The organism is Photorhabdus africana (genome assembly GCF_035181445.1).
Lineage (GTDB): Bacteria > Pseudomonadota > Gammaproteobacteria > Enterobacterales > Enterobacteriaceae > Photorhabdus > Photorhabdus laumondii.
On record NZ_JAXBVE010000063.1, the window covers coordinates 1 to 14,922 of the forward strand.

Sequence of the window (14,922 nt, forward strand, 5' to 3'; positions counted from 1 at the left end):
ACGATAAACTTGAACGGAATTATACCAGTATGGTGGCACTCGCATTCATCATTGTCTGGTTGCCGATGTGGGTTGATTGAATAATGACTTTAAAACATCAACAGCCCCTAGCACGATACTGATATTGTTATGTGATCTCTGCAACATGCGAGATAACGAGCGGAGATTACCATCATCAAGATGATTAGTTGGTTCATCTAACAATAATACATCGGATGCATTGGCCATTGCCTGACTTAATGCCTGATTTACACGTTGTCCTCCACTTAAGCCATCTTTGTCCCCATGCTCCTGAGCAACATAACCAATATTAAGTTCCAAATCTGTAATGACTTTTCCTTCACTTGGCTCCAAGCTGCCATATAAAATTCGTAAGAGTGACGACTTACCACAGCCATTGTCTCCGACAATCGCAATACGTTGCCCCCTTTTGATAATGGCATTAAATTCAGAGAAGCAGATTTTATGGGGAAAAGAAACACCAAGATCATGTAGTTGAATCATATATATGAATGCTCCCAGTAATAAGTAAAAAGTGGTAGGATCGCCCGACCTACAGAACACCAAACAGAGGAGCTGGAGCTAGAATCAAGGCATTCCGCAAAATGGATAGAAAAACGATCAGCACTTATCCGTCATCACATGTACAGTAATGTTTATGCCCATTACAACCTTTAGGCACACATAAAAGCCGAAAACCACACTTACTACTACTTTTATAATATGTTATGACCTGACGGCAATAACATTAGATGCTATATATTAGCAAAAACTATTTCGTGTTGTTTGTCACATTACGCTATCGTGAGTCAACTGCCACCCAGCCATCTAACCAAGCGAACTCAATTAGCAATAGTAATTTAATTTGGTTTTAGGGCCAGATCTCACATTTTTAATGTGGTTACTATGGGTAAAAATAACGCTTTACATACTCAATAAACATAAAGAGAAATATCAAAACCTATTAATAAAATTATATTGAATATGCGAAATTATCAATGTCTGTATGGCAATTGATTTTTATACAAAATAGAATCCCTCCCTGAGTCTGGTTTTGATACAAGCAACTCTACCTCATATATATTGTTGTCCAACAGACTGAAGTCTGCATGCAATATTGATAGTACCAACTGCAGCAATCCCCGAGATTCTGACAGTTCAGATAGTGTGAAACCATCACATACAGAAGATTCACCTATTAGACGGACAGGTATTTAGAGCAGTAGCATGCCATTTTAAAAGCCAGTAAAGCTTTAACCATTGGATAAGCAGCTTACATCAACTCAATTTACAACAGGAAGATACTCGGTAGTGATTTCCTGGCGTGTGATCGACCATGAAAGTCTTGAGTAACGGTTCTGAATTCAGAAATAGCCGTCATTTTGCCAATTACCTAGGGTAGGCTCCCAAAGAGAACGGTGGTGGAAAATCAACTTATTGGGTATCACAACACGTTATCCACGGTGACCATTCAGTCATTTATCGGGTGAGTAAAATACCGGATGACCGATGTAACAGGTTATAACATGGGCTGAAAGGCCCCATATCCTGTAAAGGAGTGAACTTTGTGAACTATTCATCTTTTCCAAGCTATTGAAATAGTGAGGGCAAAAAATGCGGATAATCATCGGGGCTCTCTGAAATCGAATATATGTTTGTAGCTATACTGTCAGTAAAAAAATCATTACTTGTATTGGGTTATTGTCTATGTACTCTATTTAGAGGAATTTATTTATGGGTTTTTGGGATAGAGGATTCATAGTTTAGGATTTAGGGCGATCGGCTAGTAGGAGCATTTTAATCGGACTCCGTACCACTGTTGAGGTTTCAGAATTTATTATCAAGAAATGGTTGGGCCTGCGTAGCAAATATAGTCGAATAGTGGTGTAGTATGAGTTTCCCCTTGATGGATGCGAATTCAGTCGTAGTTCGTTACTTGGAGCAAATAATTAAAATGTGATGAATTAGGAGTAAGTATGCAAACAAAGAATAATTTTTTTTACTTTAAGGAAATTGTGAAACTAGCTACACCAATTTTAAGTGTACGCATTCTCTATATCGCTGTGGGTTTTATCGGTATGTTGTTTATTGCTCATCTTGGCAAGCAAGAGTTGGCTGCTAGTGCACTAGTAGCTGCATTGAGTAGCACTATAATGGTTGTTACCATGTCGCCGTTGCTAGCGGTCGGTATCACTGTTAGTCGTTGTTATGGACAGTATAAGCTTCGCGAAATTGGCATGGAAATCCGGCAGGCTTGGTTAATTAGTATTGTTCTCGGTGTTATTAGTTCGTTGGTCTTCTGGAACTTAACGAAATTGCTAGTATGGATGCATCAGCCTATTGAGTTAGTGCCGCTGATTGATCCTTATTTTCGCGCAATGGCATGGAGTGTAATTCCTTCTTTACTATTGGCAAGTTGTCATCAGATGTTTTTTCCTATTAAGAAAGGATATCTTGTCGTGGTATTAAGCGCACTGAATTTGGGTTTCACGATATTGCTTGGCTATGCTTTAATTTATGGTTACGCTGGTTTGCCTACATTGGGAATGGCTGGCTGGGCCTATAGTATATCAATTGCTAACTGGACTCTCGCGATTGGTGTTTTTATTTATTTATACTTTGCTAAAAGTTTTACTAATTACCATTTGTTTGATTTCAGGGTACTATGGGATCCAGCACGATTGGTGGCTTTTTTTCACATTGGTTTTCCTATTACAATACAGTTTGCCAGCGAACTACTGATTTTTAGTGCGATTAACATTATGGTCGGTTGGCTCGGTGTGGGTGCTTTGAGTGTTCAACAGATATTGATCCAGTGTTCCACCGTTGCTCTAATGATTCCTATGGGAATAGGACAGGCTTGTACGATTTTGGTCAGTTATACGGTTGGCAATGGTGAATATAATCTGATAAGGAAGATTGGTCATGTCGGTCTGGTGCTGGTACTCAGCTGCATGATAGCTATCGCAATTGTATATTTGCTAAATCCACTTGCTATTATCGGTTTGTATATCAATCTGGGGGCAGAGGAAAATGCGGCCCTTATAGGGGTGGCGAAGGTCATGCTGGCTATCGTTGCTTTTTCTCAAATTGCTGATGCTGTGCGTAACTTACTGATGGCAGTATTACGTGGTTTGAGAGACGTCTGGTATCCGATGTGGGTTAATATGGGATTGCTCTGGATATTCGGTTTTCCTTTTTCTTATTTGCTGGCTTTTCCTTTAAAACAAGGCCAGCAAGGTATTAATCTTGGCCTCCTTATTACATTTTTACTCGGGGCAATTCTGATGATGGTGCGGTTTTTTCGTAAAACTGCCGATGTGGCGCATAGCAAAACACTTGGCAAATCGTTTAATAATTAACCTTCCCTATAGTTAAGCCGTCACTAACCTATCCATTTCTGAGCGGGAGATATTCAGTGGCGGTTTGTTCTCTTTGAAACAATAAACGATTAGCCCTTCTAACACATTCAACATGAATCCCTGTAGGCTACGGTGCCGTGAGTATTCTATCTGAGAAATATTCTTTAACTGATCATTGATGGGGTGAGTAGGCCGCGGGAACTGCCCCCGCAGCCTCTCGCAGAACGGTACGTGAGCCTCTCGACTCATACCGCTCCCATCAAGCAAACACGCCTGTCATTCCTGCTCGCCAATGGGCAAACAACCCCTTATGCTCCTTTGCAATCCTTTGAAGAAGTTTTGAGGCTTGGGTTTTGTGTCTGCTCAATGCCTTGAACTTTCGTCTAACCCAGCGCACCAGCGCTTTGTTGAGTTGCCTGAAAACCTTATACAGTTCCGATCGACAAAATTGACCATAATAGTTCAACCAGCCATTTATCATGGGGTTTAGCCAGTTTGCCATCTGTATCAGGTTCAGTTCTGTCCGCATTCGGATCTTCAACTTACGGATTTTGAATCTCATGGCTTTTTGGGCCGCTTTGCTGACTGCCGGTGTAAAACTCACAAACAAACTGTTTCTTTTACGATTCTTGACCAACCTTGGTCTGAAGGTATATCCCAGAAAATCAAAACTGGTCTGTTCATATTTTCCCTTTCGTTCAACGTCCTTACAGTAAGCAATCCGGGTTTTGTCCGGATGCAGTAACAGTCCACATTCCCTGAAACGGTGTTCCAGCATTTGCCAGATTTCTCTGGCCTGCGCTTCACTCTGGCAGTGAACCAGTCGTCGAGTCACCCGAAGGAACCTCCCCCTCAGGCGCTCACGGAACCGGACGTGAACCTCTCAGCTCATCCGGCTCTTCCCATTGAAGCCCGCCCCCATAGTAGCGGCCAGTGGGCAAACAACTTCGTTTCCTTCCGCGCCACCCTCGCCAGCCAGTGGCTGGCTCGTCGTCTATGGCCACGGAGACGCTTATGTTTGCGGGTCAGCCATAACACGAGTTTGCGATCGATCTGCCTCAGCGTTGGGTACAGTGCCGACTTATAAAATGCACCGTAATAATTTACCCAGCCTCTGATTTTGGCGTTAAACATATGCGCCAGATCGTAAAGTGACTTGTCACTGCGATTTTGCAGCTTCCAGCTCCTTACCTCCTGACGGATTGCTTTCCCTGCCCTGGCACTTATCGCCGGACTGAAGTTAACGAAGGTCTTACCCCAACGATTCTTCGACAAACGGGAGCATTTAAATGATTGCCCCACGGTTTTTTATGCTTTCGTTCATCGGTAAAGAGTGCGACGAGATCTCTAACGAGAATTGAAACTGACCATCCATCGGCAATAATATGGTGAAAGCACACCAGCAGTAGATGTTCGGTGTTGGATAGATTCATCAATTGCACCCTAAACAAGGAGCCGTTTTCCAAATCAAATGGTATCTTTACCCGCTTGTGTATGTAGTCAGTCACCTCTTCATGTGTTTTTTACACTTTGTATAAAAACAGGTTGTAATTGCTCCAGGACACATTGAGAAGGAATGCCGTCGAACACCGGAAAGCACGTTCTCAGGCATGCATGGCGTTCAACCAGTTTTACAAAACTTTGCTTTAACTTGGCAACATCAAGACTGCCTATTATCTACAGTGCAACAGGAATATTGTAGGCAATAGAATGGGTGTCGCTTATCTGACTCAGATACCACAGCCTTAACTGAGAACTTGTAACAGGGGACAGAGCTTCTTCTTTTTGATTTCCATTGTTATTTTCCTGATGAAGTTTCAACCACTCTATGAATGATTCTCCTCCCTCCTTTTCATCAGCATGCCTTTCTTTTTTACTCTGCTCAGTGTTGCTTGCGCTACTTAGTTGCTTGACTTTTCTAGCAATTTCTATCTTCTTTTCAGCGGAAAAAGAAGCCATACATTTGAATGGATTTTTCAAGTCCGATGTCCATATACTTTGAATAAACAGGAGTTGGGGAGAACGTTAAACAGCTAAACTGGCTGCCCAAATTTAAGTAAATTTCCACTTGGATCAATTAGGTGGAACTCCAACATGCCCCATGGAGTTTCCGCAAGCGGAGAGACTTCTGTCTGCGCTTGTAGTTCTTGAAACACACTTTGGATATCTTTCACGAAAATATAGCAAGAAGTGTTCTCTGCAATGTACTTATCGTTACATGCCCAAAAATGGATTTCAGCTTCCCCTCTGCTAATTATCGCATATTCATTAGGAACAAAATTGTCGCAATGGAACCCAAGTTTACTTGTATAAAAGTCAACCAATTCATCTAGATCCAATGCAGCCAATACAGGGACAGCCTCCCAATCGCTCATACATTTTCCCTTTTATTTATATATAATTTTTAAACGCTCATACAGGATTGCCTGACAAATCACTGTACGTTACTCTCATTAAATAAGTAATATGACTATAAAAATAGATTCAACAATACCTCCTAAAATCATGAGGAATTAACAATAAATCTTGGATTCACATAATAAGTGCAACATCGTTAATCCGGAAGTAAACATGTTCGTATTCCTTTAAATAATTCATTCGGTGTTTTCCCTCCCCGTGTTTTTCGGGGGCGATTATTTAATCGGTTTACCACAAAATTTATTTCCTGATCAGAGACTTCATTAAAATCAGTTCCCTTTGGAAAGTATTGTCTGATTAGTCCATTGATATTCTCATTTATCCCTCTTTCCCAGGGCGAGTAAGGGGGAGCAAAATAAATTTGGGTTTCTCATTTCTTACTCATGATTTCATGAGCTGCGAACTCCAAACCGTTATCGAATGTGATGGTCTTAACCCGTTGTTTTAATGGGTATAATACTTTCACTACCGCTTTTGCGACTTCTGAGGCCTGCTTGCTATCAAGTTTAACAATAATGGTATACAGCGTTTTGCGGTCAACCAGGGTTAATAAGGCACTTTTTTTATCTTTCCCCATTATCGTATCCCCTTCCCAGTCGCCAATACGGCCTTTTTTATCAACGATTTCCGGGCGAACATCAATACTGACCCGGTTTTTAATTTTGCCTCTTCTTTCATAGCGACCATAGCGTTTGCGATAAGGTTTTCTGGCAATCCGGAGATGTTGCCATAAATCACCTCCCTCTCTTTTATCTTGATAAATCAGCCTATAAATCGTCTCATGATGCAAAGATATCCCTTTATGTCGCTTCAAATAATCAGCCACTTGTTCAGGGCTTAAATCTTTCCAAATTAACCGTTTTATCCATTTTTCGACTTCCGGCGTTATTTTCACGGCTTTCTTCGCAAAATGACGACGAGCTAATCCCTTCAAATGAGCCTGTTTAGGGCAGTATGCCTGAGCTTCCTGATTTCTTTTCAATTCTCTGCTGATGGTCGACGGACTTCGCTTAAGTGACTCAGCAATGAAAAGCGGTGAAAACCCCGCTGTTTTTAAACTGGAAATCTGATATCTTTCTGTCTCGGTCAGTTGTGTATAGGCCATAGCGCATTCTCCTGTGGCGGGAAAGATGCCTACTATAGCAACTGACCGCCTTTCTGAAAAATTGCGCTTATTAGTCGAATCCGCCAATTATTAAATATGATTTACTATGAATATAGCATTTTTACCTAGCATGGATTGAAGAGCATAAAAAAGTATGGGGTATTCCTGTAACCAATTAATATGATCGTTCGATTTATCATCATGATGAAAGGAAAGTTATGCCCAAGCCGCCATTCGAGATATCAGCCCTATGCTCTGGCGACGTTTTCGAATGAAGAGCGATATGTCATTAGGAGCCTTTCATTTTCTACTGCAATTTGCTTTCGGCTGGGATAATGGCCATCTCCATACCTTTCATATCTACGGTAAAGACTATGGTATCTACTATAAAGGCGGCCTCAGTTTTTATGATGATCCCTGGGCTGTTTCACTTGCGTCTTTTCATTTCGAAAACCGTGATAAATTCACTTATGAGTACGATTTCTATCGGCATTGGCTACTGGATATCCGTATCGAAGCAATTGAATCTGACTCAAATAAAAGTACGCCTCTCTGTCTCAGTGGACAAGGTATGCCTGATGGCACCCAATATGATGAAGCCGAAGCAACATTGAAGCTCTTAGAAGCTATTGTCGAAAGTAATGACGATACAACGTTTGGCGACATCCAAGCATTCATCGACGAGTTCAATCGCGTCAAGTTTAACCGCCATCGACTTAACGGGTTATTAAAGAACTATGATTTTTACACGCCTAACTATTCGCAAGGCTTAGACTGGACTCTATAAAGGTATACCTTTTCAGTTCGTATTTAAAATAAGTCAATTGCGCTCTGTAAACATCGGAAAAGTGGGCTTTATAGATTATTCTATAATTCTTTGTTATGTTTTGAGGCTGATATGCACTATACCTACATCCGGGTGAGTTCTGTTGATCAGCATGTTGAACGCCAGAAAGAAGCGCTGTCTGCATCCAGGATTGAAATTGACAAAATTTATCTCGAACAGGCCAGTGCTAAAGACATCAACCGGCCACAACTTCAGGAAATGCTTAAACAGGTCAGAACAGGCGACACCATTATTGTTCACTCCATTGACCGGCTATGCCGCAATTATGATGGATATGTGTGCCCTGCCCCTGCGTTTACGTCAGCAAGGTATTACACTGATCTTTCTAAAAGAACAGCTCACGTTTAGTGCTGGCGAGGAAACTCCCATGCAGGAGCTGCAACTGCATATGGTGTCTGCATTCAGCCAGTTTGAGCAGGCATTAATTCGGGAAAGACAAGCCGAAGGGATCTCGGCTAAAAAACAGCACGGAGAACGCACTAGTCGACCGCCTGCGGATATACGTAAAATTTTACTCAACTGCACTGAAGAAGAATCGGATATGATCAATACACTTATGTCTGATGGTAAAGTCCTTGATCGGTATACACAAACTAATGTGCTTAGAGCCAGTATCCTGGCATTAATGCTGATACCAGAAGAAGAAAGACTTCCGCTTCTAGATCAGGTGACAATCAGTGCTCCAAAGGCAGGACGCAGGAAATAATTTACATCGACGCATTGAAACGGTATGGCTGTTTCAGTGATGGCGTTAAAACTCGCTGTTGATGGGGCCGTAACTAGCAAGCGTAGCAAATGGGTGTTAAGCATTATGGACAAGTTCGAAAGAGCACTACCTATCGTGAAACAAAAAAAGAATCAGAGATTCGATTAGTCAGTCCTGAATAATTTCCTCGATGTCCTGATCGTCGAGTTCAACCTTGCGCTCAACAAATCCCTCACCCTTATAATATTTAACTGGGGATACAGTCCTCATAATTTGTTACCCCTCTGATTTAAATTAGCTTACAGGTTAATTTTCATTGCCATTTATTAGCCTATACACTAATATAATTAGAAAAGAGAGGCCATATGTTTAACGTAGTTTATCACCCGGAAGCTAGGGAAGAAGCCACGGCATTGCCCGTGAGGATTCGGGTTAAATTTGACCGACTTATCGGTAAGCTTGAATCTGACGCGCGATTATTGCGGGAACCGGACACTAAGCCCCTGTGCGATGGACTTTTTGAGATCCGCACAATGGGAACGGACATAGCCAGAGGTATCTGGGTATATCATAAAGGCAATACAATCATCATGCTCCGGGTTTTCATCAAAAAGTCACAGAAAACGCCAGCGAAAGAAATCGAACTCGCCAAAAAGCGGTTAGCGGAGGTACTCAATTAATGAAACTGGTAAGTCATAAAGAACTGCATAACGAGTGGATGCAGGATGACAAATATCGTGCTGCATGGCATGAGGAAGAACGCAAGGAGAAGCTCAGAGAGCTGCTTGCGGAATGGCGCAAACATGACAATCTGACAAAAGCTCAGGTCGCTGAACGGATGGGGGTTACACCTCCGGTTATTTCCCGCATGGAAAATAACATCACGAAAGCCAGCATCGATACGCTGACCCGTTACGCTCACGCCTGTGGTATTAAAAAGCCTGTCATCGTCCTCTACTGAATAGCCAATTAATGCTAATGTATGCATACATTAGCATTAATTAAGAAAAAATTATAACTTTTATAAAGTTCTACAGGAAATTCAATATATTGGAGAGCATAAAAATCCGTGGGGCAATCATTTAAATGCTCCCCGCATCAGAATTAATGAGCTAGCCGGAGTACGGTTGATGGTTCTGCATTAGCTATAGCAGCATAAACACCAATGTAGTGCCCCACACAATTTCATGCTCTCTAACATAAAATGTTATTTTTCCAGCTTCACCACCACCATAACACCACGGGCAGCCGTCGGAGTATAACGCCACTCATACAGTAAGTTTTGTAATGTAATTCCTGTTCGCTCCCTGCGAGGGATAACCACGTTAACCATCCGGTAACGCCATGTTGGATAACGTGCCAGAACCGAACAGGCCAGCTGTATCTGAGCAGGCCGCATCAAATGAGAACGAAACAGAATATCCCTGTCTGCCCGCAAAAATGCCCCCTCAAGTTCGCGAACAAATGCCGCATGAAAACACCGGGTTCGGCTTCGCGTCAGACGCCCTATCCTGTCAGTCGGGGACAGATGAATGACGTAATATCGTTTTTTCCTGTGTCGGAAACCCGAACAGATAAATCCCCGCCAAGGCGTTAATCTACTCACCAATGCAAAGCAAGGACAACACAAAACCACCAAAATAAAAATCAGATATACGCACATGTTACGTTTTTATTTACAGCAGGTAATGACATAAGCTGATTCGCTCCTTTGGTGACCCACAAATTTAAGTCCCGCCGCATAATATCCGGGCTTACATCGGTGTTCAGCGAAATCACGTCCGCCCCAGTTTCCATCCTGATAACATTGATTCTGCTGCAAGGTGGCGTCTGCTTTTGTCCACAGACCGGACTGGCAGGACAGTATGGCACCTTTGCTGTCGCGGCTAATCAATCCGTTGGGTAAACAGGCCGTACCCGCCACAGCTACTTTATCAAGTTGTAAAAACTCCCCTGTCGACAGACGACCATCAGCCCGAAGGGTACCGCCTTTGATTTGTCCCTGCGTATAAATGCTTTTATTATTGACGCTGCGAAGCCAGTTACTGTCTGACATCATCCAACCACCACCATAGGTTTCATTTAACCAGCCTTTATTCTTTGTCGTCACAACCCAGCCATCGTGGCTACGAATCTCCCCCTGAAACTGGCCGGCATTCGCCCGGATATCGCCACTGAAATGACCAGCCTGTGCATTCACGGTAGCCGTATTGTTCAGGTTGTTGCCTCCCATATTAATGTCAGTATGCATTTTGTTCAGCTCCGGACGACCGGGGACAGCAAAACGGTACAATCGATCTCTCTCCTCACGAGCAGTAGATAACTCATCTGCGCTCAATAACACGGCCAGGTGACCTTCACCACTGTTTATCCCAAAATCCTTTAAAGGCACTGTCCATGTGCTCATTGCGCCGGTAGCCGTCTTTCCATCCCGAATATATCCCCCCAATCCGGTAGAGATATCCATCGATATCAGGCGCAGGGCTTTATAAGGTAATGGACTCCCTTCTTGTGTCACTACTATTGCCTGCAATAGTGCCGGATCCTGGGTATTGCACACTACAGCGGTCTGATAGCGCTGTCCTGAACTGTTGGTGTCTTTGAATCCGGATGGCAACATCCCCGTTTTTCTCAACATATCCGGGGTGATCATCACCGGTTGGGTTGTCGTTGCTGAATTCCGCAACCTATCATAATAACGGCCAATATAAGCTTTCGACGCGGCACTGAAACGATTGCTTTGCGCCGCCATGACCTGCCAAGACTTCTCTGTCAGATAATCGTTGTAAATGCGGGTTCCCAACGCCGACCGTACCAGCAATATCATAAGTCCGGCAGCAGTGCCCAGCATCATATATCCCCTATCCGGTCCTCTGCCCCCGCCACAACCCTCTTTTTCTGTCACTATTAGATTACCCATATTGGCTGATATAATCGTTCCAACAACATGACCACACTCCCCAAACTAAGCCAAGGCCCCAGTGGCCCGCCTTTCGTACCTTGATGAGGTAATTGTGCCAAATGCCACAGCACGAAACTGGATAGACCGATCATGTAGCCTATCAGTGCCGGTAACCCTGTCAGCCAGGCACACAGTGCCCCCATCAGCCAGACATCCCCCATCCCCAGCACTTCACATTGAGCGTGCCGGTTCATCAGCTCGCGTAACACTCCCATCCCAGCAAGCATAAGCACCGTAGCCAAAAGAGTTATTGATACTGACGGCAACGAAATATTGATCAATACACCGGACACCAGACAAGCCAATGTAAACTGACGAGGAAGCCAGCCACTCAAAACATCCATAACCGATAATTGCAGCAAAAAACTCAGCAGCAACAGTGCGGCTATCCGCTCCATCAGCGGCGCTGGTGATAACAACATCAATGTGCCCGACACCACGTACAAACAGATAGCCATTCGTGGTACCGGATGCACTGAACACATCAACAGACCGTATTCCTGCAAAAATTTACTCACCGGACTAAGCAGCACGCATCCGATGACAAATAACGTCATCATAACCAGAGGGGTATATTCTGTAGGAAAGCTAACCGCAATCAGTGTCTTCATTTAACCATTAATCGTAAAGATCAGTTTATTGGTCCCGGTACGACCGTTGTTCCTTGTGCATTCTGTACTGGCACTTTCCAGTGTGACCTTGCCATCAGCGTGATGAGTATTATTAATAGTAATCTCTGACGCACTTCCTCCCCGGCTCATCCCAGTCGCTAATGAAACACAGGCAGACTGCGGGACTCTCTCGTAAGTTACCGTGAACCCATTATTAAATCCCCCCGTGCTGCTCGGTCCGACCTTAACCTGACCACCCCATGTATTCCACAGCGTGGCATTACCGACAGTTGTATCGCCGCGAACCGTCATACTCTTCGGCACGCCACCCAACTGAATCAAGACACCGGTCATCTTGTCTGCATGACTAAATTCATACCCGCCGCTGCCCTTCATTAACCCCTGAGTACTGGAGATGATAGTTTGCAGATTCGTTGTTTCCACAACCGCATCCTTACGGTCATACAACATATAAATCCCCCCCAAAACCACAGTAATCACGGCAATCACAACCAGAGCCACCGCCCCATTTTCCAAAATAGCCCAACCCCGTTCAGGAGCGCGGACCATTCTGTCTTGTTTCTGTATCATCATGTATTGCATTGATTTATTCCTTATATGAAGGGTTCTTTATGGAGAAAATCGTTAAAAGGAAGTTTAATTTAAGGGGATTACGACATGATGTTAGCCATGTTCTGTATTTCCATGACGGCCAGCAGGATCAACATAAATGCCCCGACAACCAGCAACAGTGAACACAACATAACCAAATTGGCTCGCCTGTTCACCCGAACGATGGTTTGGTCCAGCCACCGCTCACCATAGCGTCCAATCATGTCAGGAGTACCATCCCCTTCGCGGACACAATCAGCAATAGACTCCAGACGAATCTGTAACCAGGGAGATGCAAAGCGTTGCAGGATAATTAATGCATCCAGCGTCTGAACCTGGGCACGCAAAAGGGAAGCCATGTTCAGTAAAAAAATGGCGCCCTGAATATCGCTATAGATCGACCAGGGGATAAGATGATCTGCTATGCGGCGCAGACGGTTGACCCACCGCGGGAGCGAATACGCCACGCCCACAATAAAAGAGAGCAGTAAGACACCACACCACAGAAAAGCATGCTCAAAGAATGTCGCCATCCCGTTCAGCCATGCCAGCACCCCCTGCCAGTTTTCCGGATCGGCAATATTTCTTAGCGTTGGTACCAATTCTGTTGCGGTGATCACCAATAATCCCGCCATCAGTAGCACCAACAGCAAGGGATAAATCATCATTCTGAGCGACACTATCAGAATACGCTGACGGCAACCTATCAGTGTCATGGCCTGACTCAGCGCTTCAGGCAAATGACCGCTGCGCATACCGGCACTAATTAACGCCGCCTCTTCTACCGGTCCCCAAGCAGCCAGCACATGTTCCAAGGTATTAGTTTGACTGTTATCAGTGAGCGCCGAGATGCAATCGTCAATGAGTTCAGCAAATGGATGCCAATGGGTATCGAAATGGGTATACACATCACGTATCTGCCGCAACGCTTTCAATAACGGTATCTTGTTTTCCAGTAGAAAACGCAACGCCTCATAGAAAATGATGCGATAACTGGGTAAGAAAGTGTGGCGAACTAACACATAGCGCAGACGCCTGCTCCATGACATTTCACGCATCACACTGCTCCATCAGCAAATAATCATCTTCATCCAGCGGACAAACTAAGTCGGCTTCCAATGGATCAATCAGCCCGGCATTCAGCTTATGCAGTAGATGCTGGCGACGAGTAATCCCGCCTAAGTTCGCTACCCAGTGTTGTCTCGCGGCCTCTTTGCCTTCAGTCATCAACAAGGTAAAAAATCGCGCATCGGGTCTAATGACTTCTGCCACCACGCTACGACCGGTCACTCCCCGGCTAACAACCCGTCCGCTCAGGGCAATAGTCTGGCAACAATGTTCACATCCTTCAGGATGACGAAAATATAAATTCTCCACACCACACACACCGGAAGCATGGCAATAACGCATCAGATAAGCCCGTTGTTCCTCATCCAGTACAGCCTGTTTCTGTGCCCAAGGTACTCGACAGTGCGGACATAATGTCTGTACCAAACGCTGACTAATCAACGCAATCAACAGTTGTGCATCTGCAATCAGCCCTGCATTCACCCCCATGGTTATCATGCGCTCAGGAATACCGACTGCGCTATGGGTATGCAGCGTCGTCATGACACTATGTCCCGTTTGCGCAGCATAAATGGCCGTTAACATAGAGGTCAGGTCACGCATTTCGCCTGGCATAACAGCATCAGGATCAAGACGCAATGCAGAGGTGAGCGCTCGGTGCCAGGCAAGCCTGACCGCCTCTTCATCACTTTTGTCACATACGATGGGCGTTTGAATAGCACCAGCAATCCGCCCTTCTGGTGGATCTTCAACGGTCAATAACCGCTTTTTACCTCCTGTCCTGTCAAGATACTGGCGACAAAAAGTGCGTAATGTCGTGGACTTCCCAGAACCGGTTGGCCCCGATAACACAATCAGGCCCTCCGGCAGTCGCAAGATACGAGAAATCAGTTTGATTTGCTGAGGCAAAAACCCTAATTGTGTCAGTGTAGGCACTTTGTCACCATCATCAGCAATCACACGCATCACAACATACAACCCATCTGCGGTTGGCGTATGGCTGTACCGGGCGCCATACAAATGTACCCGACGCAGAAAATCCGCTTTAATCCTCCCGTCCTGCTGACGGCCGGGAAAAAATTGCGTTTCAGTGACATCACACATCGACAGGATGATCGTGGATGCCAGTGCCATTCCCTCCCCTTCCGACAGTTCATTGACGACTTCCAGCTCACCGTGAATACGCATTTCAATTCGGGTCAGCCCTGGACTGATGGTCAGATGGATATCT

Annotated in this window: 18 protein-coding genes and 2 pseudogenes; 6 read left to right on the forward strand and 14 right to left on the reverse strand. The window is 44.5% G+C overall.

Annotated features, from left to right (window positions below):
- Positions 1 to 48 precede the first annotated feature (48 nt).
- Positions 49 to 504 carry an ATP-binding cassette domain-containing protein gene (locus SLS51_RS21515; protein WP_323840593.1) on the reverse strand — a complete coding sequence of 152 codons (456 nt, stop codon included), beginning with the start codon at positions 502 to 504 and terminating at the stop codon, positions 49 to 51.
- Positions 505 to 1,976: 1,472 nt separating this feature from the next.
- Here SLS51_RS21515 and SLS51_RS21520 point away from each other — a divergent pair.
- Positions 1,977 to 3,362, forward strand: coding sequence for an MATE family efflux transporter (locus tag SLS51_RS21520; protein ID WP_323840594.1), 1,386 nt, complete (start codon positions 1,977 to 1,979; stop codon positions 3,360 to 3,362).
- A 12-nt stretch (positions 3,363 to 3,374) separates the two neighbouring features.
- On the opposite strand, the pseudogene SLS51_RS21525 reads toward SLS51_RS21520, so the two are convergent.
- The 7 genes and pseudogenes from SLS51_RS21525 to SLS51_RS21550 form a co-directional block, all read right to left on the reverse strand.
- A pseudogene (locus SLS51_RS21525) lies at positions 3,375 to 3,542 on the reverse strand (IS982 family transposase); the annotation flags it as partial.
- Positions 3,543 to 3,621: 79 nt separating this feature from the next.
- Complete coding sequence (locus SLS51_RS21530; protein WP_323840595.1) at positions 3,622 to 4,197, reverse strand: group II intron maturase-specific domain-containing protein; 576 nt, start codon at positions 4,195 to 4,197, stop codon at positions 3,622 to 3,624.
- Between the two features lie 53 nt (positions 4,198 to 4,250).
- On the reverse strand, positions 4,251 to 4,664 hold the full coding sequence (locus SLS51_RS21535; RefSeq protein ID WP_323840596.1) for a group II intron maturase-specific domain-containing protein: 414 nt from the start codon (positions 4,662 to 4,664) through the stop codon (positions 4,251 to 4,253).
- Positions 4,586 to 4,870, reverse strand: coding sequence for a condensation domain-containing protein (locus SLS51_RS24295; RefSeq protein WP_369293956.1), 285 nt, complete (start codon positions 4,868 to 4,870; stop codon positions 4,586 to 4,588). The genes SLS51_RS21535 and SLS51_RS24295 overlap by 79 nt, the downstream gene beginning before the upstream one ends.
- Positions 4,871 to 5,039: 169 nt before the next feature.
- A complete protein-coding gene (locus SLS51_RS21540; protein WP_323840597.1) occupies positions 5,040 to 5,342 on the reverse strand; it encodes a hypothetical protein in 303 nt (100 codons plus the stop codon).
- 53 nt (positions 5,343 to 5,395) lie between these two features.
- On the reverse strand, positions 5,396 to 5,737 hold the full coding sequence (locus SLS51_RS21545) for a bleomycin resistance protein (RefSeq protein ID WP_021323994.1): 342 nt from the start codon (positions 5,735 to 5,737) through the stop codon (positions 5,396 to 5,398).
- A gap of 179 nt (positions 5,738 to 5,916) precedes the next feature.
- Positions 5,917 to 6,885 (reverse strand): annotated as a pseudogene (locus SLS51_RS21550) (IS30 family transposase).
- Positions 6,886 to 7,126: 241 nt separating this feature from the next.
- Here SLS51_RS21550 and SLS51_RS21555 point away from each other — a divergent pair.
- The 5 genes from SLS51_RS21555 to SLS51_RS21575 all read left to right on the forward strand — a co-directional run bounded on the left by SLS51_RS21555 (position 7,127) and on the right by SLS51_RS21575 (position 9,399).
- Positions 7,127 to 7,672, forward strand: a complete 546-nt coding sequence (locus tag SLS51_RS21555) for a plasmid pRiA4b ORF-3 family protein (RefSeq protein ID WP_323840605.1) — start codon at positions 7,127 to 7,129, stop codon at positions 7,670 to 7,672.
- 111 nt (positions 7,673 to 7,783) lie between these two features.
- A complete protein-coding gene (locus tag SLS51_RS21560) occupies positions 7,784 to 8,080 on the forward strand; it encodes a recombinase family protein (protein ID WP_323840598.1) in 297 nt (98 codons plus the stop codon).
- A complete protein-coding gene (locus tag SLS51_RS21565) occupies positions 7,977 to 8,438 on the forward strand; it encodes a recombinase family protein (protein WP_323840606.1) in 462 nt (153 codons plus the stop codon). Before SLS51_RS21560 ends, SLS51_RS21565 begins: the two co-directional genes overlap by 104 nt.
- Positions 8,439 to 8,803: 365 nt before the next feature.
- Positions 8,804 to 9,118, forward strand: coding sequence for a type II toxin-antitoxin system RelE/ParE family toxin (locus SLS51_RS21570; protein ID WP_439126902.1), 315 nt, complete (start codon positions 8,804 to 8,806; stop codon positions 9,116 to 9,118).
- Positions 9,118 to 9,399: a helix-turn-helix domain-containing protein gene (locus SLS51_RS21575; RefSeq protein WP_021326512.1), complete on the forward strand. Its 282-nt coding sequence runs from the start codon at positions 9,118 to 9,120 to the stop codon at positions 9,397 to 9,399. Before SLS51_RS21570 ends, SLS51_RS21575 begins: the two co-directional genes overlap by 1 nt.
- A 246-nt stretch (positions 9,400 to 9,645) precedes the next feature.
- Here the strand turns inward: SLS51_RS21575 and SLS51_RS21580 are convergent, their stop codons facing one another.
- The 6 genes from SLS51_RS21580 to SLS51_RS21605 form a co-directional block, all read right to left on the reverse strand.
- Entirely contained in the window at positions 9,646 to 10,044 is a 399-nt protein-coding gene (locus SLS51_RS21580) for a hypothetical protein (RefSeq protein ID WP_323840599.1), read from the reverse strand.
- A 66-nt stretch (positions 10,045 to 10,110) separates the two neighbouring features.
- A complete protein-coding gene (pilV, locus tag SLS51_RS21585) occupies positions 10,111 to 11,292 on the reverse strand; it encodes a shufflon system plasmid conjugative transfer pilus tip adhesin PilV (RefSeq protein ID WP_323840600.1) in 1,182 nt (393 codons plus the stop codon).
- 53 nt (positions 11,293 to 11,345) lie between these two features.
- Positions 11,346 to 12,011 (reverse strand): prepilin peptidase, encoded by a 666-nt coding sequence (locus tag SLS51_RS21590; protein WP_323840601.1) that lies wholly within the window; start codon positions 12,009 to 12,011, stop codon positions 11,346 to 11,348.
- Positions 12,012 to 12,614, reverse strand: a complete 603-nt coding sequence (locus SLS51_RS21595; protein WP_323840602.1) for a type 4 pilus major pilin — start codon at positions 12,612 to 12,614, stop codon at positions 12,012 to 12,014.
- A 68-nt stretch (positions 12,615 to 12,682) separates the two neighbouring features.
- A complete protein-coding gene (locus SLS51_RS21600) occupies positions 12,683 to 13,681 on the reverse strand; it encodes a type II secretion system F family protein (RefSeq protein ID WP_323840603.1) in 999 nt (332 codons plus the stop codon).
- Positions 13,674 to 14,922 (reverse strand): GspE/PulE family protein (locus SLS51_RS21605; RefSeq protein ID WP_323840604.1); only part of this gene is annotated, 1,249 nt, incomplete at its 5' end. The genes SLS51_RS21600 and SLS51_RS21605, both read right to left, overlap by 8 nt.

Coding starts and splice junctions, on each gene's coding strand:
- SLS51_RS21560 (WP_323840598.1), top strand. CDS start 7,784: ATGCACTATACCTACATCCGGGTGAGTTCTGTTGATCAGCATGTTGAA.
- SLS51_RS21515 (WP_323840593.1), bottom strand. CDS start 504: ATGATTCAACTACATGATCTTGGTGTTTCTTTTCCCCATAAAATCTGC.
- SLS51_RS21575 (WP_021326512.1), top strand. CDS start 9,118: ATGAAACTGGTAAGTCATAAAGAACTGCATAACGAGTGGATGCAGGAT.
- SLS51_RS21595 (WP_323840602.1), bottom strand. CDS start 12,614: ATGCAATACATGATGATACAGAAACAAGACAGAATGGTCCGCGCTCCT.
- SLS51_RS21570 (WP_439126902.1), top strand. CDS start 8,804: ATGTTTAACGTAGTTTATCACCCGGAAGCTAGGGAAGAAGCCACGGCA.
- SLS51_RS21545 (WP_021323994.1), bottom strand. CDS start 5,737: ATGAGCGATTGGGAGGCTGTCCCTGTATTGGCTGCATTGGATCTAGAT.
- SLS51_RS21590 (WP_323840601.1), bottom strand. CDS start 12,011: ATGAAGACACTGATTGCGGTTAGCTTTCCTACAGAATATACCCCTCTG.
- SLS51_RS21600 (WP_323840603.1), bottom strand. CDS start 13,681: ATGCGTGAAATGTCATGGAGCAGGCGTCTGCGCTATGTGTTAGTTCGC.
- SLS51_RS21520 (WP_323840594.1), top strand. CDS start 1,977: ATGCAAACAAAGAATAATTTTTTTTACTTTAAGGAAATTGTGAAACTA.
- pilV (WP_323840600.1), bottom strand. CDS start 11,292: ATGATGCTGGGCACTGCTGCCGGACTTATGATATTGCTGGTACGGTCG.